General features: G+C 29.6%; 20 protein-coding genes. All 20 read left to right on the top strand.

The window, feature by feature from the left end; all coding sequences use genetic code 11:
* Positions 1–9 precede the first annotated feature (9 nt).
* The 20 genes from purF to Q3223_RS11310 all read left to right on the top strand — a co-directional run bounded on the left by purF (position 10) and on the right by Q3223_RS11310 (position 18,935).
* Positions 10–1,377, top strand: a complete 1,368-nt coding sequence (gene purF, locus Q3223_RS11405) for an amidophosphoribosyltransferase (protein ID WP_054268780.1) — start codon at positions 10–12, stop codon at positions 1,375–1,377.
* On the top strand, positions 1,371–2,447 hold the full coding sequence (purM, locus tag Q3223_RS11400) for a phosphoribosylformylglycinamidine cyclo-ligase (protein WP_054268781.1): 1,077 nt from the start codon (positions 1,371–1,373) through the stop codon (positions 2,445–2,447). The genes purF and purM overlap by 7 nt, the downstream gene beginning before the upstream one ends.
* On the top strand, positions 2,441–3,034 hold the full coding sequence (gene purN / locus Q3223_RS11395; RefSeq protein WP_284181524.1) for a phosphoribosylglycinamide formyltransferase: 594 nt from the start codon (positions 2,441–2,443) through the stop codon (positions 3,032–3,034). The genes purM and purN overlap by 7 nt, the downstream gene beginning before the upstream one ends.
* Positions 3,027–4,559 carry a bifunctional phosphoribosylaminoimidazolecarboxamide formyltransferase/IMP cyclohydrolase gene (gene purH / locus Q3223_RS11390; protein ID WP_284181525.1) on the top strand — a complete coding sequence of 511 codons (1,533 nt, stop codon included), beginning with the start codon at positions 3,027–3,029 and terminating at the stop codon, positions 4,557–4,559. The genes purN and purH overlap by 8 nt, the downstream gene beginning before the upstream one ends.
* A 10-nt stretch (positions 4,560–4,569) precedes the next feature.
* On the top strand, positions 4,570–5,820 hold the full coding sequence (purD, locus tag Q3223_RS11385) for a phosphoribosylamine--glycine ligase (RefSeq protein WP_054268784.1): 1,251 nt from the start codon (positions 4,570–4,572) through the stop codon (positions 5,818–5,820).
* Between the two features lie 24 nt (positions 5,821–5,844).
* The gene (locus tag Q3223_RS11380; RefSeq protein WP_407812020.1) at positions 5,845–9,651 is read left to right on the top strand and encodes a phosphoribosylformylglycinamidine synthase; all 3,807 of its coding nucleotides are present in this window, start codon (positions 5,845–5,847) and stop codon (positions 9,649–9,651) included.
* Positions 9,652–10,127: 476 nt separating this feature from the next.
* A complete protein-coding gene (locus Q3223_RS11375) occupies positions 10,128–10,799 on the top strand; it encodes a lytic transglycosylase domain-containing protein (protein WP_407812019.1) in 672 nt (223 codons plus the stop codon).
* Between the two features lie 8 nt (positions 10,800–10,807).
* Entirely contained in the window at positions 10,808–11,236 is a 429-nt protein-coding gene (locus tag Q3223_RS11370) for a YaaR family protein (protein WP_407812018.1), read from the top strand.
* Between the two features lie 23 nt (positions 11,237–11,259).
* Entirely contained in the window at positions 11,260–11,574 is a 315-nt protein-coding gene (locus Q3223_RS11365; RefSeq protein WP_407812017.1) for a FliM/FliN family flagellar motor switch protein, read from the top strand.
* Positions 11,575–11,725: 151 nt separating this feature from the next.
* Positions 11,726–12,001, top strand: coding sequence for a flagellar biosynthesis anti-sigma factor FlgM (gene flgM / locus Q3223_RS11360; protein WP_054268788.1), 276 nt, complete (start codon positions 11,726–11,728; stop codon positions 11,999–12,001).
* Between the two features lie 4 nt (positions 12,002–12,005).
* Positions 12,006–12,422 (top strand): flagellar protein FlgN, encoded by a 417-nt coding sequence (locus Q3223_RS11355; RefSeq protein WP_407812015.1) that lies wholly within the window; start codon positions 12,006–12,008, stop codon positions 12,420–12,422.
* A 17-nt stretch (positions 12,423–12,439) separates the two neighbouring features.
* The gene (gene flgK / locus Q3223_RS11350) at positions 12,440–13,750 is read left to right on the top strand and encodes a flagellar hook-associated protein FlgK (RefSeq protein ID WP_407812014.1); all 1,311 of its coding nucleotides are present in this window, start codon (positions 12,440–12,442) and stop codon (positions 13,748–13,750) included.
* A gap of 15 nt (positions 13,751–13,765) precedes the next feature.
* Positions 13,766–14,701: a flagellar hook-associated protein FlgL gene (gene flgL / locus Q3223_RS11345; RefSeq protein WP_407812013.1), complete on the top strand. Its 936-nt coding sequence runs from the start codon at positions 13,766–13,768 to the stop codon at positions 14,699–14,701.
* A 15-nt stretch (positions 14,702–14,716) separates the two neighbouring features.
* Complete coding sequence (locus Q3223_RS11340) at positions 14,717–15,109, top strand: flagellar assembly protein FliW (protein ID WP_407812012.1); 393 nt, start codon at positions 14,717–14,719, stop codon at positions 15,107–15,109.
* Positions 15,103–15,315: a carbon storage regulator CsrA gene (gene csrA / locus Q3223_RS11335; RefSeq protein WP_407812011.1), complete on the top strand. Its 213-nt coding sequence runs from the start codon at positions 15,103–15,105 to the stop codon at positions 15,313–15,315. Before Q3223_RS11340 ends, csrA begins: the two co-directional genes overlap by 7 nt.
* 22 nt (positions 15,316–15,337) lie before the next feature.
* Positions 15,338–15,730 carry a flagellar export chaperone FliS gene (gene fliS / locus Q3223_RS11330; protein WP_407812010.1) on the top strand — a complete coding sequence of 131 codons (393 nt, stop codon included), beginning with the start codon at positions 15,338–15,340 and terminating at the stop codon, positions 15,728–15,730.
* A gap of 3 nt (positions 15,731–15,733) precedes the next feature.
* A complete protein-coding gene (gene fliS, locus Q3223_RS11325) occupies positions 15,734–16,105 on the top strand; it encodes a flagellar export chaperone FliS (protein ID WP_407812009.1) in 372 nt (123 codons plus the stop codon).
* A gap of 2 nt (positions 16,106–16,107) precedes the next feature.
* Positions 16,108–17,625: a flagellar filament capping protein FliD gene (gene fliD, locus Q3223_RS11320; protein ID WP_407812008.1), complete on the top strand. Its 1,518-nt coding sequence runs from the start codon at positions 16,108–16,110 to the stop codon at positions 17,623–17,625.
* A gap of 2 nt (positions 17,626–17,627) precedes the next feature.
* Positions 17,628–17,963 (top strand): flagellar protein FliT, encoded by a 336-nt coding sequence (locus Q3223_RS11315; RefSeq protein WP_407812007.1) that lies wholly within the window; start codon positions 17,628–17,630, stop codon positions 17,961–17,963.
* Between the two features lie 99 nt (positions 17,964–18,062).
* Positions 18,063–18,935, top strand: a complete 873-nt coding sequence (locus Q3223_RS11310) for a flagellin (RefSeq protein ID WP_407812006.1) — start codon at positions 18,063–18,065, stop codon at positions 18,933–18,935.
* Positions 18,936–18,966: the final 31 nt, after the last annotated feature.

Below are 18,966 nucleotides of genomic sequence, written 5' to 3'. Positions count from 1 at the left end.
GGCAAATGTATGTGTGGAGTTTTAGGGATTTACTCTAATAAAGATGTAACTAAAGAACTATATTATTCTTTATATTCTATGCAACACAGAGGGCAAGAAAGCTGTGGTTTAGCTCTTTTAGATGATGGAGAAATTAAGTACAAAAAAGATATGGGATTAGTTGGAGATGTTTTTAAAGAAAGTGAACTATCTAAGTTAAAAGGAAATATAGGTATTGGACATGTTAGATATTCAACAGCTGGAGGGAGTCATGTTTCTAATTGCCAACCTTTAGTTGGAAGCTGTAGAAAAAGACAATTAGCCATAGCTCATAATGGAAATTTAGTTAATGCAAATTATTTAAAAGACATGTTAGAAGAAGATGGATATATGTTCCAAACTAATTCAGATACAGAAGTGATTTTATATATACTTGCAAGATATTACAAAGGTGATATAGTAGAAAGTTTAAAAATGACTATGGATTATATCAAAGGTGCATATGCTCTTGTAATAATGAGTCAGGAAGAATTGGTTGCAGTTAGAGACCCACATGGATTCAGACCTCTTGTACTTGGTAAAAAGGGTGATGAATATATATTTGCATCAGAAAATTGTGCAATAGATATACTTGGCGGAGAAGTTATAAGAGATGTAGAGCCAGGAGAAATAATAATAGTTAAAGATGGAGAATTAAAATCATATTTTTATTCAGAAAATTATAAGCCAGTTAAGAAGAGTTGTATATTTGAACACATATACTTTGCAAGAAACGATGCAACTATAGACAATGTAAATGCATATGAATTTAGAATTAAATGTGGTGAAAGATTAGCTCAAAATGAAAATGTAAATGCAGATATGGTAGTTCCAGTTCCAGATTCAGGTTGGCCAGGAGCTATTGGTTATGCAAATGCTAGTGGATTAAAAATAAGTGAAGGCTTAGTTAAAAATAGATATGTAGGAAGAACGTTTATAAAACCTACACAAGAAGAAAGAGAAATAGCAGTAAAAATAAAATTAAACCCTCTTTCAACAATAATAAAAGGAAAATCTATAATTTTAGTAGATGACTCAATTGTAAGAGGAACTACATCTAAACAGTTAGTAAAATCTTTAAGAGAAGCAGGAGCAAAAGAAATTCATCTTAGAATAACATCTCCTCCAGTAGCTTACTCTTGTTACTATGGAATAGATACTCCAAATCGTTCTAAATTAATTGCATCAAGTAACAATGTAGAAGAAATGAGAGAATATATTGGATGTGATAGTCTAAAATTCCTAGATATAGAAGGAATGTTAGATGCAGCAGAACATAAGTCTACTTTCTGCAAAGCTTGTTTTGATGGAGAATACCCAGTTAAGAAAATTGATAAGGAGGAATTATTTTCATGCTAACATATAAAGAATCAGGTGTAGATATAGATGAAGGAAATAGAGCAGTAGACCTTATAAAAGGTAAAATAAAAGGAACTTATGATGGAAATGTAGTTGGAGATTTAGGTAACTTTAGTGGATTATACAGTTTAAAAGATTTTGTAGGAATGAAAGAACCAGTTTTGCTTGCATCTACAGATGGTGTTGGGACTAAGTTAAAAATAGCTCAAATGATGGACAAGCATGATACTGTTGGAATAGATTTAGTTGCAATGTGTGTAAATGATTTGATTTGTCAAGGAGCAAAGCCATTATTTTTCCTTGATTATATAGCTCTTGGGAAATTAATTCCTGAGCATATAGAAAAAATAGTTGGTGGAATTGCAGATGGTTGTAAAATGTCTGGTTGCGCACTAATTGGTGGAGAAACTGCTGAGATGCCTGGTATGTATGGAGATGATGATTATGATTTAGCAGGGTTCTCTGTAGGTATAGCAGACAAAGAAAAGATTGTTTCTGGAAATAGTGTTAAATCAGGAGATGTATTAGTTGGTATATCTTCAAGTGGAGTACACAGTAATGGTTTTTCTTTTATAAGAAAGATATTTTTAGAAACTTACAACTATAAAATGGAACAATATGTTGAAGAACTAGGAATGACAGTTGGGGAAGCGCTTTTAACACCAACTAAAATATATGTTAAATTAGCTTTAGATGTATTAGCTAAACATGATATAAAAGCTATAGCTCACATAACTGGTGGAGGGCTTATAGAAAATATAACAAGAGTTATACCTAAAGGATTAGGATTAGATATTAATAAAAAATCTTGGGAGAAGCCTCCTATATTTAAAATGATAGAAGGTTTTAATGCTGTTGATGAGAGAGAACTTCATAAAAGTTTCAACATGGGTATTGGACTAGTTTTAATAGTAAATAAAGAAGATGCTAACAATGTTGTAGACTTTATAAACAATAGAGAAAATGACAATGCTGCTTATGTAGATAAAAAATACAGTGAGTTATTAGAAGATAAAGCATATATAATTGGTGAAGTAGTAGATAGTCATGAAGGTGTAGAATTATGTTAAATATAGGAGTTTTAATATCTGGTGGAGGAACAAATTTACAAGCAGTTATAGATGGAACTGAGTCTAGAAAAATAAAAGGTCAGGTTAAAGTAGTTATCTCAAGTAAGCAAGATGCTTATGGTTTAGAGAGAGCTAAAAATCATAACATAAAGGCAATTTGTGAAACTAATGAAGACAAGATAATAGAAATTCTTAAAGAAAATAAAATAGATTTAGTAGTTTTGGCTGGTTATTTAAAAATAATCAGCCCAAAGCTGGTTAATGAGTTTAGAAACAAAATGATAAACATACATCCATCATTAATTCCTTCATTCTGTGGAGCTGGATTCTATGGAGAAAGAGTTCATCAAGGTGTTATAGATTATGGTGCTAAAGTAACTGGTGCTACAGTTCATTTTGTTGATGAAGGTGCTGATACTGGACCAATTATAATGCAAGATGTAGTTAAGGTGAATCAAGATGATGATGCAAAGACACTTGCAAAAAGAGTGTTAGAAGTTGAACATAGGATTTTAATAGAAAGTTTAAGTCTTTTTTGTGAAAATAAATTAAAACTTCAAGGTAGGAGAGTGTTTATAAATGAGTAAGAGAGCTTTAATAAGTGTAACTGACAAGACAGGTGTAGTAGAATTTGCTAAAGAGTTAAACAAGCTAGATTATGAAATTATATCTACAGGAAATACTTTTAAAACATTAAAGGAAAATGGCGTTAATGTAATGCAAGTTGAAGATGTTACAAACTTCCCAGAAATATTAGATGGAAGAGTAAAAACATTAAATCCATATATACATGGTGGGATACTTTACAAAAGAGACAAAGATTCTCATGTGGAAACTGTAAATGAACACAAAATACATTCAATAGATTTAGTAGCTGTAAATTTATATGATTTTGAAGGAACTTTAAAGGCTGGAAAAAGTCATGATGAAATGATAGAAAACATAGATATTGGTGGACCATCTATGATACGTTCTGCTGCTAAAAACTATAAAGATGTAATAGTAGTAGTAGATATAAAAGATTATGATTCTATAATAGAAAAATTAAAAACAGACACAATGACATTAGAAGATAGAAAAAAATTATCATATAAAGCTTTCTCAACTACAGGAAGATATGATGCGTTAATATCTAGTTATTTTGCTGGAGAAGTTGGAGATACATATCCTGACATATTAAATTTAACTTTCCAAAAAGAACAAACTTTAAGATATGGAGAAAATCCACATCAAAATGGTTTCTTATATTCACAATCAAATGCAAAAAATCCAATCTTAAACTATGAGCAATTAGGCGGTAAAGAACTTTCTTTTAACAACTTAAACGATTTACATGGATGTTTAGAAGTAATGAGAGAATTTAAAGATAGTGAAGAAGTAGTTTCAGTAGCTATAAAACATGCTAATTCATGTGGAGTGGGATTAGGTAAAGATGCTTTTGAAGCATATACAAAATGTTATGAAGCAGATAAAGTTTCAATATTTGGTGGAATAGTAGGAATAACTTCTACTGTAGACAAAGCTACAGCAGAGAAATTAAATGAAATATTCTTAGAGATAGTAGTAGCATATGATTTTGAGCCAGAAGCTTTAGAAGTACTTAAACAAAAGAAAAATTTAAGAATATTAAAATTAGCTAAGATAGAAGATAGTTTACAACCATACGAAATGAAATATTTAGATGGAAAATTATTAATACAAGATAGAAATAGTACTTTAGCAGAAAAAAGTGAAAATGTAACAAAAGCAAAGCCAACAGATGAACAACTTAAGGATATGGAATTTGGTATGAGAGTAGTAAAAAATATGAAATCAAATGCAATTGCAATAGTAAAAAACGGTCAAACTTTAGCTTTAGGTTGTGGACAAACATCAAGAATTTGGGCATTAAAAAATGCTCTTGAAAATAACAAAGATAAAGACTTTACAGGAGCTGTTTTAGCATCAGATGCATTTTTCCCATTTGATGATTGTGTAACATTAGCTCATGAATATGGAATATCAGCAGTAGTTCAACCAGGTGGTTCTATAAAGGATAAAGATTCAATAGAAGCTTGTGATAAGTATGATATGGTTATGGTATTTACAGGAATAAGACACTTCAAACACTAAGGAGGATATTATGAAGATATTGGTTGTAGGCGGTGGCGGAAGAGAGCATGCTATATGCTGGAAACTAAGCAAAGAAAAGAATGTAGAAAAAGTTTATTGCGCGCCAGGTAATGCAGGAATTGCAAATGTAGCAGAATGTGTAAATATAAGTGATACTAATATAGAAGAACTTTTAAAATTTGCAAAAGAAAATGAAATAGGTCTTACAATAGTAGGACCAGAAGTACCACTAGTTATGGGTATAGTAGATGAGTTTGAAAAGGAAGGTCTAAGAGTTTTTGGGCCTAATAAAAAATGTGCTCAACTTGAAGGAAGTAAAGCTTTTTCAAAAGATTTTATGATAAAACATAACATACCTACTGCAAAATATAAAGAATATACAAACTTAGAAGAAGCTATATCAGAAATAGATAGCTTTGGATATCCAGTAGTAATAAAAGCGGACGGATTAGCTGCTGGAAAAGGTGTTGTAATACCTGAAAATAGAGAAGATGCTATAGCAACTTTAAAAGAAATGATGTCAGATAAGAAGTTTGGAGCTGCTGGAGATAAAATAGTACTTGAAGAGTTCTTAAAAGGAATAGAAACTTCAATCTTGGCATTTGTAGACAATGACACAATAGTTCCTATGGCAAGCGCAAAAGACCATAAGAAAGTAAATAATTATGAACAAGGACCAAATACTGGTGGGATGGGAACTTTTTCTCCTAGTGAAATATATACAGAAGAATTAGCAAATAAAGTAAAAGAGACAGTATTAGAAAAAACTTTAGAAGGATTCAAAAAAGATGGTCTTAACTTTAAAGGTATTTTATTTGTTGGTCTTATGATAACTGAAGATGGAGAGAAAGTACTTGAATACAATGTAAGATTTGGAGACCCTGAGACACAATCTGTTTTATTTAGATTAGAAACAGATTTACATGAGATAATGGAAGCTATATTGGATAATAAATTAAAAGATATAGAAATAAATTATAGTGATGATGAAGCAGTATGTGTTATGCTTACATCAGGAGGGTATCCAGACAGTTATGAAAAAGGAAAAATTATAACTGGTCTTGAAAACCTGGATGATGATATAGTAGTATTCCACAGTGGTACTAAGATGCTTGATGGTAATTTAGTTACTAATGGAGGAAGAGTAATTGGTATAACTGCAAAATCAACTACAGTTAAGGACGCAGCAGAAAAAGTTTATGAGAATATAAAGAAAATAAACTTTGAAGGAATGCACTATAGAACAGACATAGGAAGATAATTTTTCTAAAATGGAGGATAAGGTATGTTGAATACTGAAAATAAAGACTCAATGGTTAGAAGAGTATTAGTTGAAAAAAGAGAAGGTTTTGACCTTGAGGCTAAAGCTTTAAAAAAAGACTTGTTGGAAAGTTTACACATAAGCAATATAGAAAATTTAAGAATATTAAATAGATATGATGTAGAGGGAATATCAGAAGAAGTTTATGAAAATGCAGCAAAAACAATATTTTCTGAACCAAATCTAGATGTAGTATATTATGAAGAAATACCAGAGTTAAATGGTGAAAGAGTATTTGCGATAGAATTTCTTCCTGGTCAATATGACCAAAGAGGTGATTGGGCAGCTCAATGTATCCAAATCGTAAATCAAGGTGTAAGACCTGCTATTAATACAGCAAAGGTTTATATATTATCAGGTCAAGTAACTGATGAAGAGTTTTCTAAAATAAAAGATTACTGTATAAATCCAGTAGATAGTAGAGAAGCATCTTTAGAAAAACCAGAAACATTAAAAATGGAAACTGAAATACCAACAACAGTTGAAGTATTAGATGGATTTATAGATTTAGATGAAGATGGATTAAAAATATTTGTAAGTGAAAAAGGATTAGCAATGACTTTAGGAGACTTACAACACGTTCAAAAATATTTTAAAGATACAGAAAAAAGAAATCCAACTATAACAGAAATAAAAGTTCTAGATACTTACTGGTCTGATCATTGTAGACACACTACTTTTATGACTGAAATAGAAAATGTAAAAATAGAAGATGGTAAGTTTAATGATATAGTAAAAGAAGCGTATCAAATGTATCTTAACTCAAGAGACAATGTGTATGTGAACAGACATAAAGATATATGTTTGATGGATATAGCTACAGTTGCAGTAAAAGAATTAAAGAAAAATGGAAAATTAAATGATTTAGATGAAAGTGAAGAGATAAATGCATGTAGTATAAATGTAGATGTTGAAGTTGATGGTAAGATGGAAAAATATTTAGTAATGTTTAAAAATGAAACTCATAACCATCCAACTGAAATAGAGCCATTTGGAGGAGCAGCTACTTGCCTAGGTGGAGCTATAAGAGACCCATTATCAGGAAGAAGTTATGTTTACCAAGCAATGCGTGTTACAGGAAGTGCTGACCCAAGAACAACTTTAGAGGATACTTTACCTGGAAAACTTATGCAGAGAAAAATTACTACAGAAGCTGCTCATGGTTATAGTTCATATGGTAACCAGATAGGTCTTACAACGGGACAAGTTGCAGAAGTATACGATGAAAATTTCGTTGCAAAGAGAATGGAAATAGGTGCAGTTATAGCAGCAGCACCAAAAGAAAATGTAGTAAGAGAAAGACCAGAAGCAGGAGATGTGATAGTTCTTCTTGGAGGAAAAACAGGAAGAGATGGTTGTGGAGGAGCAACTGGTTCATCTAAAGAACATAGTGAAGAATCAATCTTAACTTGTAGTGCAGAAGTTCAAAAAGGAGATGCTCCTAACGAAAGAAAAATACAAAGATTCTTTAGAAATAAAGAAGTTGCTCAAATGATAAAAAGATGTAATGACTTTGGAGCAGGTGGAGTTTGCGTTGCTATAGGTGAAATTGCTGATAGTTTGGACATAAACTTAGATTTAGTGCCTAAAAAATACGATGGGCTTGATGGAACTGAACTTTCAATTTCAGAATCACAAGAGCGTATGGCTGTGGCTATAAAAAAAGAAAATAAAGATAAATTTATACAATTAGCAGTAGAAGAAAACTTAGAAGCTACACATGTAGCTACAGTAACTGATACAGGATATTTAAGAATGTTCTGGAATGGAAAAGCAATTGTAGATATAAATAGAGAGTTTTTGGATACAAATGGAGTAAAACAAACTACTGATGTCCATGTTACTAAAGTAGATGAAGAAAGCACATTCTTTAGCTCTAATGAAATAGTGAAAGATGTTAAGTGTGCAAGTATGAAAGATAAATTTACAAAAGTATTATCTGACCTTAATGTTTGTTCTCAAAAAGGATTAGTCGAGATGTTTGATAATACAATTGGTGGTAATACAGTACTTATGCCATTTGGTGGAAAGTATCAAGCTACTCCAACTCAAGGTATGGTTGCTAAGATACCAGTACTTGGTGGAGAAACTAATACTTCTACAATAATGACTTATGGATACAATCCAAAGGTAGGAAAATGGAGTCCATTCCATGGAGCTTTATATGCAGTAGTAGAATCTGTGTGTAAATTGGTTGCTATTGGAGGAAATTACAGTACGACAAGACTTACATTCCAAGAGTATTTTGAGAAACTTGGTAACAATCCAGAAAAATGGGGTAAACCATTCTCAGCACTTTTAGGAGCATTCTATGCACAAAGTAAATTTGAGATACCTGCTATAGGTGGAAAAGATAGTATGTCTGGTACATTTAAAGATATTGAAGTTCCGCCAACATTGGTTTCATTTGCTGTTGATACAGTAGATGCTAGAAAAGTAGTATCTCCAGAATTTAAAAAAGCAGACTCAAAAGTAGTAATGTTATGTGTAAATAAATCAGAAAATGATGTTATAGATTTTGAAGAATTAAAGAAAAACTTGGATAAAGTAAGAGAACTTATACATGGAAATAAAGTTTTATCAACATATGCATTAGGATTTGCAGGTGTAGGTGAAGCAATAAGTAAAATGTCTTTTGGTAATAAAGTAGGATTTAAGTTTAGTGAAGAAGCTGAAAAGGCACTTACAGATGATAAATTATTTGAGGCTAGTTATGGAAATATAGTACTTGAATTAGCGAATGATGATTTAAATGTGTTAGATGGATATAATTACATAGTGCTTGGAAGTACAGTTAAAGAAGCTAGTTTATTCATCAAAGGTGAAGAACTTTCATTAGATGAATTATATAAAGCACATTGTAGTACTTTAGAGCCTATATTCCCAACTAAAGCAGAAGAAGTAAAATCAAAAATAGAGACTATAAGTTATATATCACAAGGAGAAGCTAAGAAATCATCATTAAGTATAGCTACTCCAAGAGTATTTATACCAGCATTCCCTGGAACAAACTGTGAATATGACTCTGCAAGAGCATTTGAAAGAGCAGGAGCTAATGCAAATATAAGAGTATTTAAGAATTTAACTTATAAAGATATAGAAGATTCTATAGATACAATAGTGAATGAGATAAAATCTTCTCAAATAATAATGTTACCAGGTGGATTTAGTGCAGGTGATGAGCCAGATGGTTCTGGTAAATTTATAGCTACTGTATTTAGAAATCCTAGAGTACAAGAAGCTATAAATGAGTTTTTAACTAAAAAAGATGGTCTAATGCTAGGTATCTGTAATGGATTCCAAGTATTAATCAAATTAGGATTAGTTCCTTATGGAGAAATAAGAGTTCAAAGTGAAAATGCACCAACACTTACTTACAATAATATTGGTCGTCATCAGGCTAAGATTGCTAGAACTAGAATTTCTTCTAATAAATCTCCTTGGTTAGCTCAAACTAATGTTGGTGATATTCATAATATAGCAGTTTCTCATGGAGAAGGTAAGTTTGTTGCTAGTGAAGAGGTTATGAGAGAATTAATTGCTAATGGACAAGTGGCAACTCAGTATGTTGATTTTAATAACGAAGCTACTTATGATATTGAATTTAATCCAAATGGTTCATTCTATGCTGTTGAAGGTATAACTAGTGTTGATGGTAGAGTGTTTGGTAAGATGGGACATTCTGAGAGAATTGGTGAGGCAGTATATAAGAATATCATAGGTGAAAAAGACCAAAAGATATTTGAATCTGGAGTTAAGTATTTTAGATAAGGTCTTGATATCTAATTGGTAATTACAATTTATATTTTGGATATTTAAACTTAAAGAGATGTAATAATATGATTATAATCATTCAATATTACATCTCTTTTTTATTTATATAAAAATAATACATTCTACTCAAGTCAAAATATAAGCTATGTTATAATTAATTATTAAGCAGAATTGAATATTTATTGGAGGTAAACATGATTAATGAAAATATTAATAACAGGTTCTAATACACAATTAGAAAAAGAATGGTTATAAGTTAATAGGTATATTGTTTACAGAAAATATAATAAGATATTATGTAAAATATAAATATTTCTTTTGTTTATCCGATAATAATAATATGACTAAATAAATCTAAGGTTTTAATAAATTTTATATAAAACTATTGGAGAGAGGATTATATGAACTCGAGTAGTTTGGGTTTTATATGTTTAACTTTTAAGTCTATAAAATTTAGAAAGGGGAGTTTTATATTGAACGATATAAGTTCGCTAATTAATATACTGGCATTAACACAACTGTCTAGTAGTAATACTACAAGTCAATGTAATTGTGGATATAATAATTCATCTGGATTTGATATGATTATGATGACACTGTTAAAAGCATTATCACAAAATAATCAACAAACATCTTTTAATAGTTATGATTCATTATCTAATTCTGAAAAGTTATTTAATGAACTTGATAATGCAGCAAATAATACAATTAGTAAGTCTGTAGAAGTTGATACAAAAGATAAAAGTACAAAGTCAAGAATTGAAAATGCTGTAGAACAAGCATCAAAAAAATATAATGTGGATGCAAACCTTATAAAAGCAATAATTAAAGTTGAATCGGATTTTAATCCAAATACTGTTTCCTCTGCTGGTGCTAAGGGTCTTATGCAACTTATCCCAGAAAATTGTAGAGATTTGGGTGTTACAGACCCTTTTAATATAGAGCAGAATATAGATGCTGGAACTAGACACATTAAGGAATATATTGATATGTTTGGAGGTAGTATAGAAATGGGACTGATGGCATATAATGGTGGTCCTGGAAGGATGAAAAGTAGAGGGGTAGAATCAATTTCTGACTTGTATAAAATGCCAAAAGAAACGCAAAATTATATTCCCAAAGTTATGAAATATTATAGAGGGTAGGCTTTATTATGGGTATAAATATAGATAAGCTAAATATAGGTCCAAGTAGAAATATAGAGGTAAAGAAAACAAAGGAAAATAATAAATTTTCTGATAGTCTAAACTTTGTAAAACAATCTTCTTCATTAGAGGATATAAAAAAGAATCTAGAAAGTGTAAAAAGGGCTGGAGAAAGGCTTGTACTTACTCAAAATTATGGAGATATTAGTAGGTATAAAAATGCTGTAAAAGAATATCTAAAATCTGTCGTAGATAACATGTATTCACTTGATAAAAATAGTAGTTTTTGGGAGCATCAGTATTATAAGAATGTAAAGATTGTTGATAATAAACTTGAAAAGATGACCAGTGAGTTACTTAGTGAAGAAAAAGAAAATATAGATATTGTTTCTACTGTTGATATGATACAAGGATTATTGATAGACATGTATAGATAAGATTACACAAGGAGAAAAGCTTTATGAATAGTAAAAAAGAGGATATATATGAATTGAATTTTGGACAACTAATAGAAGAAAAGACTGGAGTTATAGAAGAAAATCAAAATGTTTTTAATGCAAAAGTAAATGTATCTGTTTCTATAGGAAAAACAACAGAAACAATAAAAAATATATTAGGTTTAAAAGAAGGGTCTATAATAAAACTAAATAAGAATGTAGATGAGAAATTAGATATATATGCAAATGATAGATTATTTGCTTATGGAGAAAGTATTATTACAAATGAGAAATTATCTATAAGATTGTCTAAAATAGAAGATTCAGATATAAATTAACATTTTAAATAGTATCCCTTTAAGTTATTCTGTATGAGTTTAGCTAAGGGGATATTTTTATAAAAATTTTAAAATATATTTGAATTATATAAATGTTTTTATTTTCTGAGCGATAACTAAAATATAAGGATGTAATTTTGGAGGTGAAACTATGGATATTAAAAATGTGAGTTCAAATATTGTAATAAATAATTATTTAAAGAATACATCTGATGTAAAAAAAGTGCAAGAAGTTCAAAAAACTAATAAAACAGACAAGATAGAACTATCTAAATTTGCAAAGGAAATGGCGAGCGTATCAAATATGAATGATGAGACTATTAGAAATAAAAAAATAGATGAAATAAAAAATGCATTGGAAAGTGGAACTTACAAAATAAAACCAGAAGAAATTGCTAAAAAAATGATAGAGGATATGCGAGGATAAAGCCATGATTACAGACTTAAAAGTTATAATATATGAAGAAAAAAAGATACTTAGTAATATGATGGAGTTATTAAAAGAACAATTTGATTATATAGTTGTAAAAGATATAGAAAATCTAAATAGGTTAAATCCTAAATTAGAAGATATCAGTAGAGAACTTGCATCTATAGAGATAAAGAGAAGACAACTTTTTAATGATGATGTTCCAATGAGTGAAGTTGTTGAAAATAGTAATGATGAATATTTAAAAGAAATATATACAGAGTTAAAGCATATTATTGCTTTGGCTAAGAATCAACAAGAGTCAAATGATTCCTTAATAAAGAAGGAACTTATTTTTACTAAGAAAATGATTAATTTTATAAAACCAGTTGATAAACAAACTACAACTTATAATTCTTATGGAAATATTAGAAAATAGATATTGGGAGGAAAAATATGGCGGGATTATTTTCCATTTTAAATACAGCTAATTCAGGTATGAATGCTCATCAAAAGGCAATACAGACAATTTCTCATAATATAAGTAATCTAGATACAGAAGGTTATTCTAGGCAGAGGACAGAATTTGCTACAAATAGCCCAATGTATATGCCTAGCTTGAATAATGCAATTGGGCGAGGTCAGTTGGGCACAGGTGTACATGTAACAGATGTAACAAGGGCTAGAAATAGTTTTTATGATTATCAATTTAGAGCAGAGGCTCATAAGTATGGTAAAACAGTTTCAAAGTATGACTATTATAATACTATAGAGACTATAATAAATGAACCATCAGATTATGGTATATCTGCAGGTATAGATGACTTTTTTAAAGGTTGGGAATCATTAGCGAAGGATATAAATAGTGATAGTAAAAAAAGTCTCGTGGTAGAAAATGCATCAAATTTAGCAACCTTAATAAGCGAAAGCTATAAGAAGCTTGACAAATTAAAAGGTGATATAGATGATAACATAGACTCTGAGATAAAACAGATAAATGACATGTTAAAGAGTCTTGAAGATTTGAATAAATCTATTGATGTTATATCTGGTTCTGGCTCTACCCCAAATGATTTACTTGATGAAAGAGATAGAATATTGGATGATTTGAGTTTTAAATTAGACCTTGAAAATAGTGATGTTAAAAATATGCTTGCAGATGGGAAATTAGAACTTAACGAATTAAAAAACCCAGATGGAACTTGGAAAACAGGTGTATCAGGAACTTTACAAGGATTGTTTGAAATGCATGGCAAAATTGATACATATAAAAGTGATTTAAAAGATGTGTCTGATGGATTAGCTAAACAGATAAATGATGTTTATAATACATCTGCTGGAATAACAGTAACAGATTTTTTTATAACTTCAAATGTAGATGGTGAAGATATCATAAAGGTAAATCCAGCTATAAAGAGTAATCCAAATGAATTAAAGCTTACTGCTGATGAGGCTTCAAAGATTGCTAAGCTAAAAGATGAAAAGATAGATATTGGGGCAGTTGGTGGAAAAGTAAGTACAATAAGTGATCACTATAAAGCTTTTGCAGAAGTAGTAGGTTTAGATTCTAAAAAGGTAAATCAAGATGAATTGAATCAACGTAAAATTATAAATAATATTGATAGTTCACGAATGAGTGTTTCAGGTGTATCTTTGGATGAAGAAATGACAGAGCTTATAAAAGTACAACGTTCATATCAAGCAAGTGCAAAAGTTATGTCTACAGCTGTGCAACTACTGGATGTTGTAATAAATGGAATAATTTAAAAGAAGGAGGAAGTTATGATGAGAGTTAGCACAGGTATGATGTCTAGCAGTTATCTAAACTCACTACAAGATAATCTACAAAGACTAGACAAGGTTAATAGACAAGTTAATACAACAAAAGAAATAAACAAACTATCGGATAATCCATATAAAGCAATAAAAATATTGAATTCAAAGAGCGAAATAAAAACTATGGAGACTTATATTGAAAACTGTAATGATACAGGAAATTGGTTAGAAACTACTGATACTTCATTAGATCAACTTGGAAAATTGTTATCAGATATAAAGAAAACTTTGGTGGCAAGTGGTGATGGAGCATATTCAGAGGATGAACTAAAAACTCTTAGCAATTCAACCAATGAAAAAATGAAAGAAATTGCAAATGCTTTAAATGCAACACATGAAGGAAAGTACATATTTTCAGGTTCAAATACAGGTATTCCACCTGTTGAGTGTGTAGATAATGCTGATGGTTCAGTTAGTTTAAAGTTTAATTCTAGTCTAGATCTTACTAAATTAAAAGATTCCTTAAGTATGGATATAGCTCAAGGAATAAGTGTAGATTATAATGTTAAATTGAGTAGTCTTGGATTTGACCCAACACAGTCAGATCCCTTTAAAGAATTAAATAATATATCAAAAAAATTAGCAAATCCAGATGCAGATGCTATAAAAGAGCTAACAACAACTTGTTTAGGTGATATGGAGAAACTAATAGAAAATACAGTAAATGTTAGGTCTATATATGGTACAAAAGCAAATACAGTAGAGGCTATGAAGGAAAAAAATGATGATAGTTTGATACAATTAAAGGATATTCTATCACAAAATGAAGAGATAGATTATGGAGAAAAGCTTGTTCAATTAAAGGCCGCAGAATTGACTTATCAAGCTTCACTACAAACAGGAGGAAAGTTATTTAATGTATCTATATTAGATTACATATAGTAAAATAACGCAGATATGATGAAAGTTACATTAAAAAAAGGAATACTAGGGTTCGAAAATTTAAAAGAATACGAACTTTTAGATATAAAAAATAATAATACTTTAAAAGAATTTAATTCTATTGAAGAAAATTGTATAGGATTTATTGTTGTATCAGCATTTGAGATTATTGAGGAATATGAGATAGTTCTAAATCAAGATATAATAGAAAAGCTTGAAGTAGAATCTCCCAATGATATTCTAATATTTAATATAATAACTCTGGGTCTAACTTTAAAAGAATCAACTGTGAACATGAAGGCTCCTATAGTAATAAATGTAAAAAATAATTATGGAATGCAAATAATTTTAGAAGATGAAAAGTATAGCATAAGACATCCATTATTAAGAGGTGATGATGGATGTTAGTGATTTCTAGAAAAAAAGGAGAGGCAATACTTGTAGGAGATAATATTGAGGTAAAGGTAGTAGGTGTTGATGGGAAAAATATTAAATTGGCTATATCAGCACCAGATAATGTGGGAATATTAAGAAAAGAAATTTATGAAAAGATAAAAGATGAAAATATAAAAGCTACAAAGAAAAATATAGAGATTTTGAATAATTTAAAATAAAAATATTTGGAGGACGCAATTTATGTATGGAGAAAATCCTTATAATTATTATAAGCAAAATTCAGTATTTATGGCATCAAAAGAACAATTGTTATTGATGCTCGTAGATGGAGCAGTAAAATATACAAAGATAGCAAGGATATCTATTGTGGAAAAGAATATGCAAAGAGCACATAAAGAACTTGTAAGGGTACAAGATATATTTACAGAATTGATGGTAACATTAAATCAAAATGCAGGTCAATGGGCAAAAGATATGTATAGAGTTTATGATTTTGTGAGATATGAGTTATCAAGAGCGAATATAAGAAAAGATGTTCAAATAATAGATAATGTGCTTCCTGTAATAGAGCAAATTAAAGATACATGGCATGAAGCTGATAAAAAAAGTAAAGAAGAAAGAAATAGAGGATAAGCAATGAAATTAAATTTAGACGAATTAAATAAACTTTCTCAAGAAGAGCTATTATTAGTGCTTTTAGACGGAGCTATAGAATCTACAAAAATATCAAAAAAGGCAATAATAGATAAAGATATGCAAAAATCATATAAAGAGCTTATAAGAGTACAAAATATATTTGCTGAATTGATGGTCACATTAGATCAAAATGTAGGCCAATGGGCAAAAGATATGTATAATGTTTATGATTTTATAAGACATGAATTATCAAAAGCAAATATAACAAATGATATAAAAATAATAGATGAAATATTACCAATAATACAGCAGATTAGAGATGTGTGGTATGAGGTTAATAATAAATCAAGAAATAACAGACAGGAGGAATGAGTATGTCAAATATAAGTCCTATAAGAGTTACAGGTCTTTCAGGAAATTTTGATATGGAAGGGATAATAGAAGCAAGTATGACCAAAGACAAAGAAAAGGTCGACAAAGCTAAGCAAGCTCAACAAATAGTAAAATGGAAGCAAGAAATATACAGAGATATTATCAAAGAATCAAAAGATATGTATGATAAGTATTTTGGGCTCGATTCTAAAAGTAATATAATAAGTAAAAATGCATATTCATCTCTAAGTATAAAAAGTTCTGATGAGAGTGTTATAGTTGCAAGTGGGTCAGCTGGTGCAAATAAAATAAATTATCAGTTTGCTGTATCACAAATGGCAGAACCAGCAAAGGTGACAATTAAATTAAATGCAAGTACTCCTATTGTTAAACAGTTTCCTCCAAATGCTAGTGGGGCAAGTTCATTAACTATTGGAGATGTAAATATACCTATTTCTGAGCAGGATACTACAAGTACTATTGTTAGTAAAATAAATGCTCTTTGTGAAGATAAAGATATAAGAGCTTCATATAGTGAATTGACAGGTGAATTAATGATTTCTAGAAAACAAACTGGGACATCATCAGAACTTAATTTAAAAGTAAGTGGGAATGATAATTTAGCTCAACAAATAGCTAATGATAATAGCATTACATTTACAACTGATTCTGCTGGTAATAAAGTTGCATCAACACAGGGGAAAAATTTAGAAGCTGATATAACTGATGAAAATGGGAGAATAGTACATATAAATAAGGAATCAAATTCATTTGCAATAGATAATATTTCCTACAATGTGAATTCAAAAGGAACATCTAAATTAGTTTCTGTGACTGATACCGAAGAAGCAACTAAAAATATGAAAGCATTTGTAGAGGATTACAATAAATTGATGGATAAAGTATATGGATTAGTAACAACTAAAAAGTCAAAAGATTATCCTCCTCTTACAGAAGCTCAAAAAGAAGACATGACAACTGAGGAAATAGAAAAATGGGACAAAAAAGCCAAAGAAGGTATACTTAGAAATGATGATGAATTAAGAGCGTTTGTGGAAGATATTCAATCTATGTTTTTTGGAGATGCAAAATATATTGATGCTTTAAGAAAGATAGGTATTAATGAATCTGAGAATTATAATAAAAAAGGACAAATAGCATTTAAGGAAGATGTTTTTTCAAAAGCTATTATAGAAGATAGTGATAAAGTATATAAAATTTTAGCTGGATATTCTTCAAATAGTGATGATAAAGGTATGTTTGAAAAGTTAAAAGATATAATATATGAATATTCAGGAAGCTCAGGTTCTAAATTTGCAGAGAAGGCTGGTATAGAAAAAACAGCTTCTGCCAGCGAAAATATATATTCTAAGCAGATTGCGGAGCAAGAAAAAAATATAAATAGATTGGTTGAAAAAATGAATGATAAAGAGAAAAGACTTTATGCAAAATATTCAGCTTTAGAATCTTTGTTAAATCAATATAGTTCTCAAATGAACTATTTTTCACAAGGTAATTAATAATGGGAATACTAGAAGATAAACTGGATTTATACAAAGAGATATCTTTACAGATTATAAACCTTATTGATAAAGAAGAGTATCAATACATAAGCAATAAGTTAGATGATAGACAAAAAATTATAAATAGTGTGGATAAAAATGATAAAGAAAAATTCATAAGTATTTACAGCGATATGAAGCTAATTGATATTGATAGCAAAATACAAAATACTTTACAAAGAAATTTATTAGAAGTTAAAAAAGAGCTACATGAATATAAGTTAACAAAGCAAGTAAACACAATGTATTCTAAGCTAAATAGAGAAAAAATAAATATTTTTAATAAAAAAGTATAAAGTTATTAATTAACTTGTCCGATTACATATGTGAAAGATTAATTAAAAATTGAAAGTAGAAATGACAAGGATGTCAATTATACTAAGGAGGGTAAATTAATGAGAGTTAATACAAATGTAAGTGCTTTAATAGCAAACAATCAAATGGGAAGAAACGTAAGTTCCCAAAGTAAGTCTATGGAGAAGTTATCTTCTGGAGTTAGAATAAAAAGAGCTGCTGATGATGCTGCTGGTCTTGCAATATCTGAAAAAATGAGAGCTCAAATTAAAGGTTTAGACCAAGCAGGAAGAAACGTTCAAGATGGTATATCTGTTGTACAAACAGCAGAAGGTGCATTAGAAGAAACTGGAAATATATTACAAAGAATGAGAACTTTATCAATACAATCTGCAAATGAAACTAACACTGATGAAGAAAGACAAAAGATAGCAGATGAATTATCTCAATTAAAAGATGAAATTGAAAGAATTTCAAGTTCAACTGAATTTAATGGAAAGAAATTATTAGATGGAAGTTCTTCAAATGTAAGATTACAAGTTGGAGCTAATTATGGAACAAATGTATCTGGAACAAGTAATAATAACAATGAAATAACTGTAGAGTTGGTTAACACTTCTAATGTAATGAGTAAGGCAAATATAACAAGTACAACAATTGGCAATATGAAGACTGCTGGTTCATCAGGAACAGATGCAGCTAAACAAATGGCATCTAGTTTAGATGTAGCATTAAAAGAAGTAAATACATCAAGAGCAAAGCTAGGAGCACAACAAAATAGATTAGAATCAACTCAAAACAATTTAAATAATACTATAGAAAATGTTACAGCAGCAGAATCAAGAATAAGAGATACAGATGTTGCTTCAGAAATGGTTACATTATCTAAAATGAACATATTAGTACAAGCGTCACAATCGATGCTTGCTCAAGCCAATCAGCAACCACAAGGAGTATTACAATTATTAGGATAAAGTTTATAAATATTTTAATTATAAATTATAA

Source organism: Clostridioides sp. GD02367, assembly GCF_045900275.1.
Lineage (GTDB): Bacteria > Bacillota > Clostridia > Peptostreptococcales > Peptostreptococcaceae > Clostridioides > Clostridioides difficile_A.
Note: the sequence above shows the minus strand (reverse complement) of the source record. Positions and strands in the feature narration are given on the sequence as shown.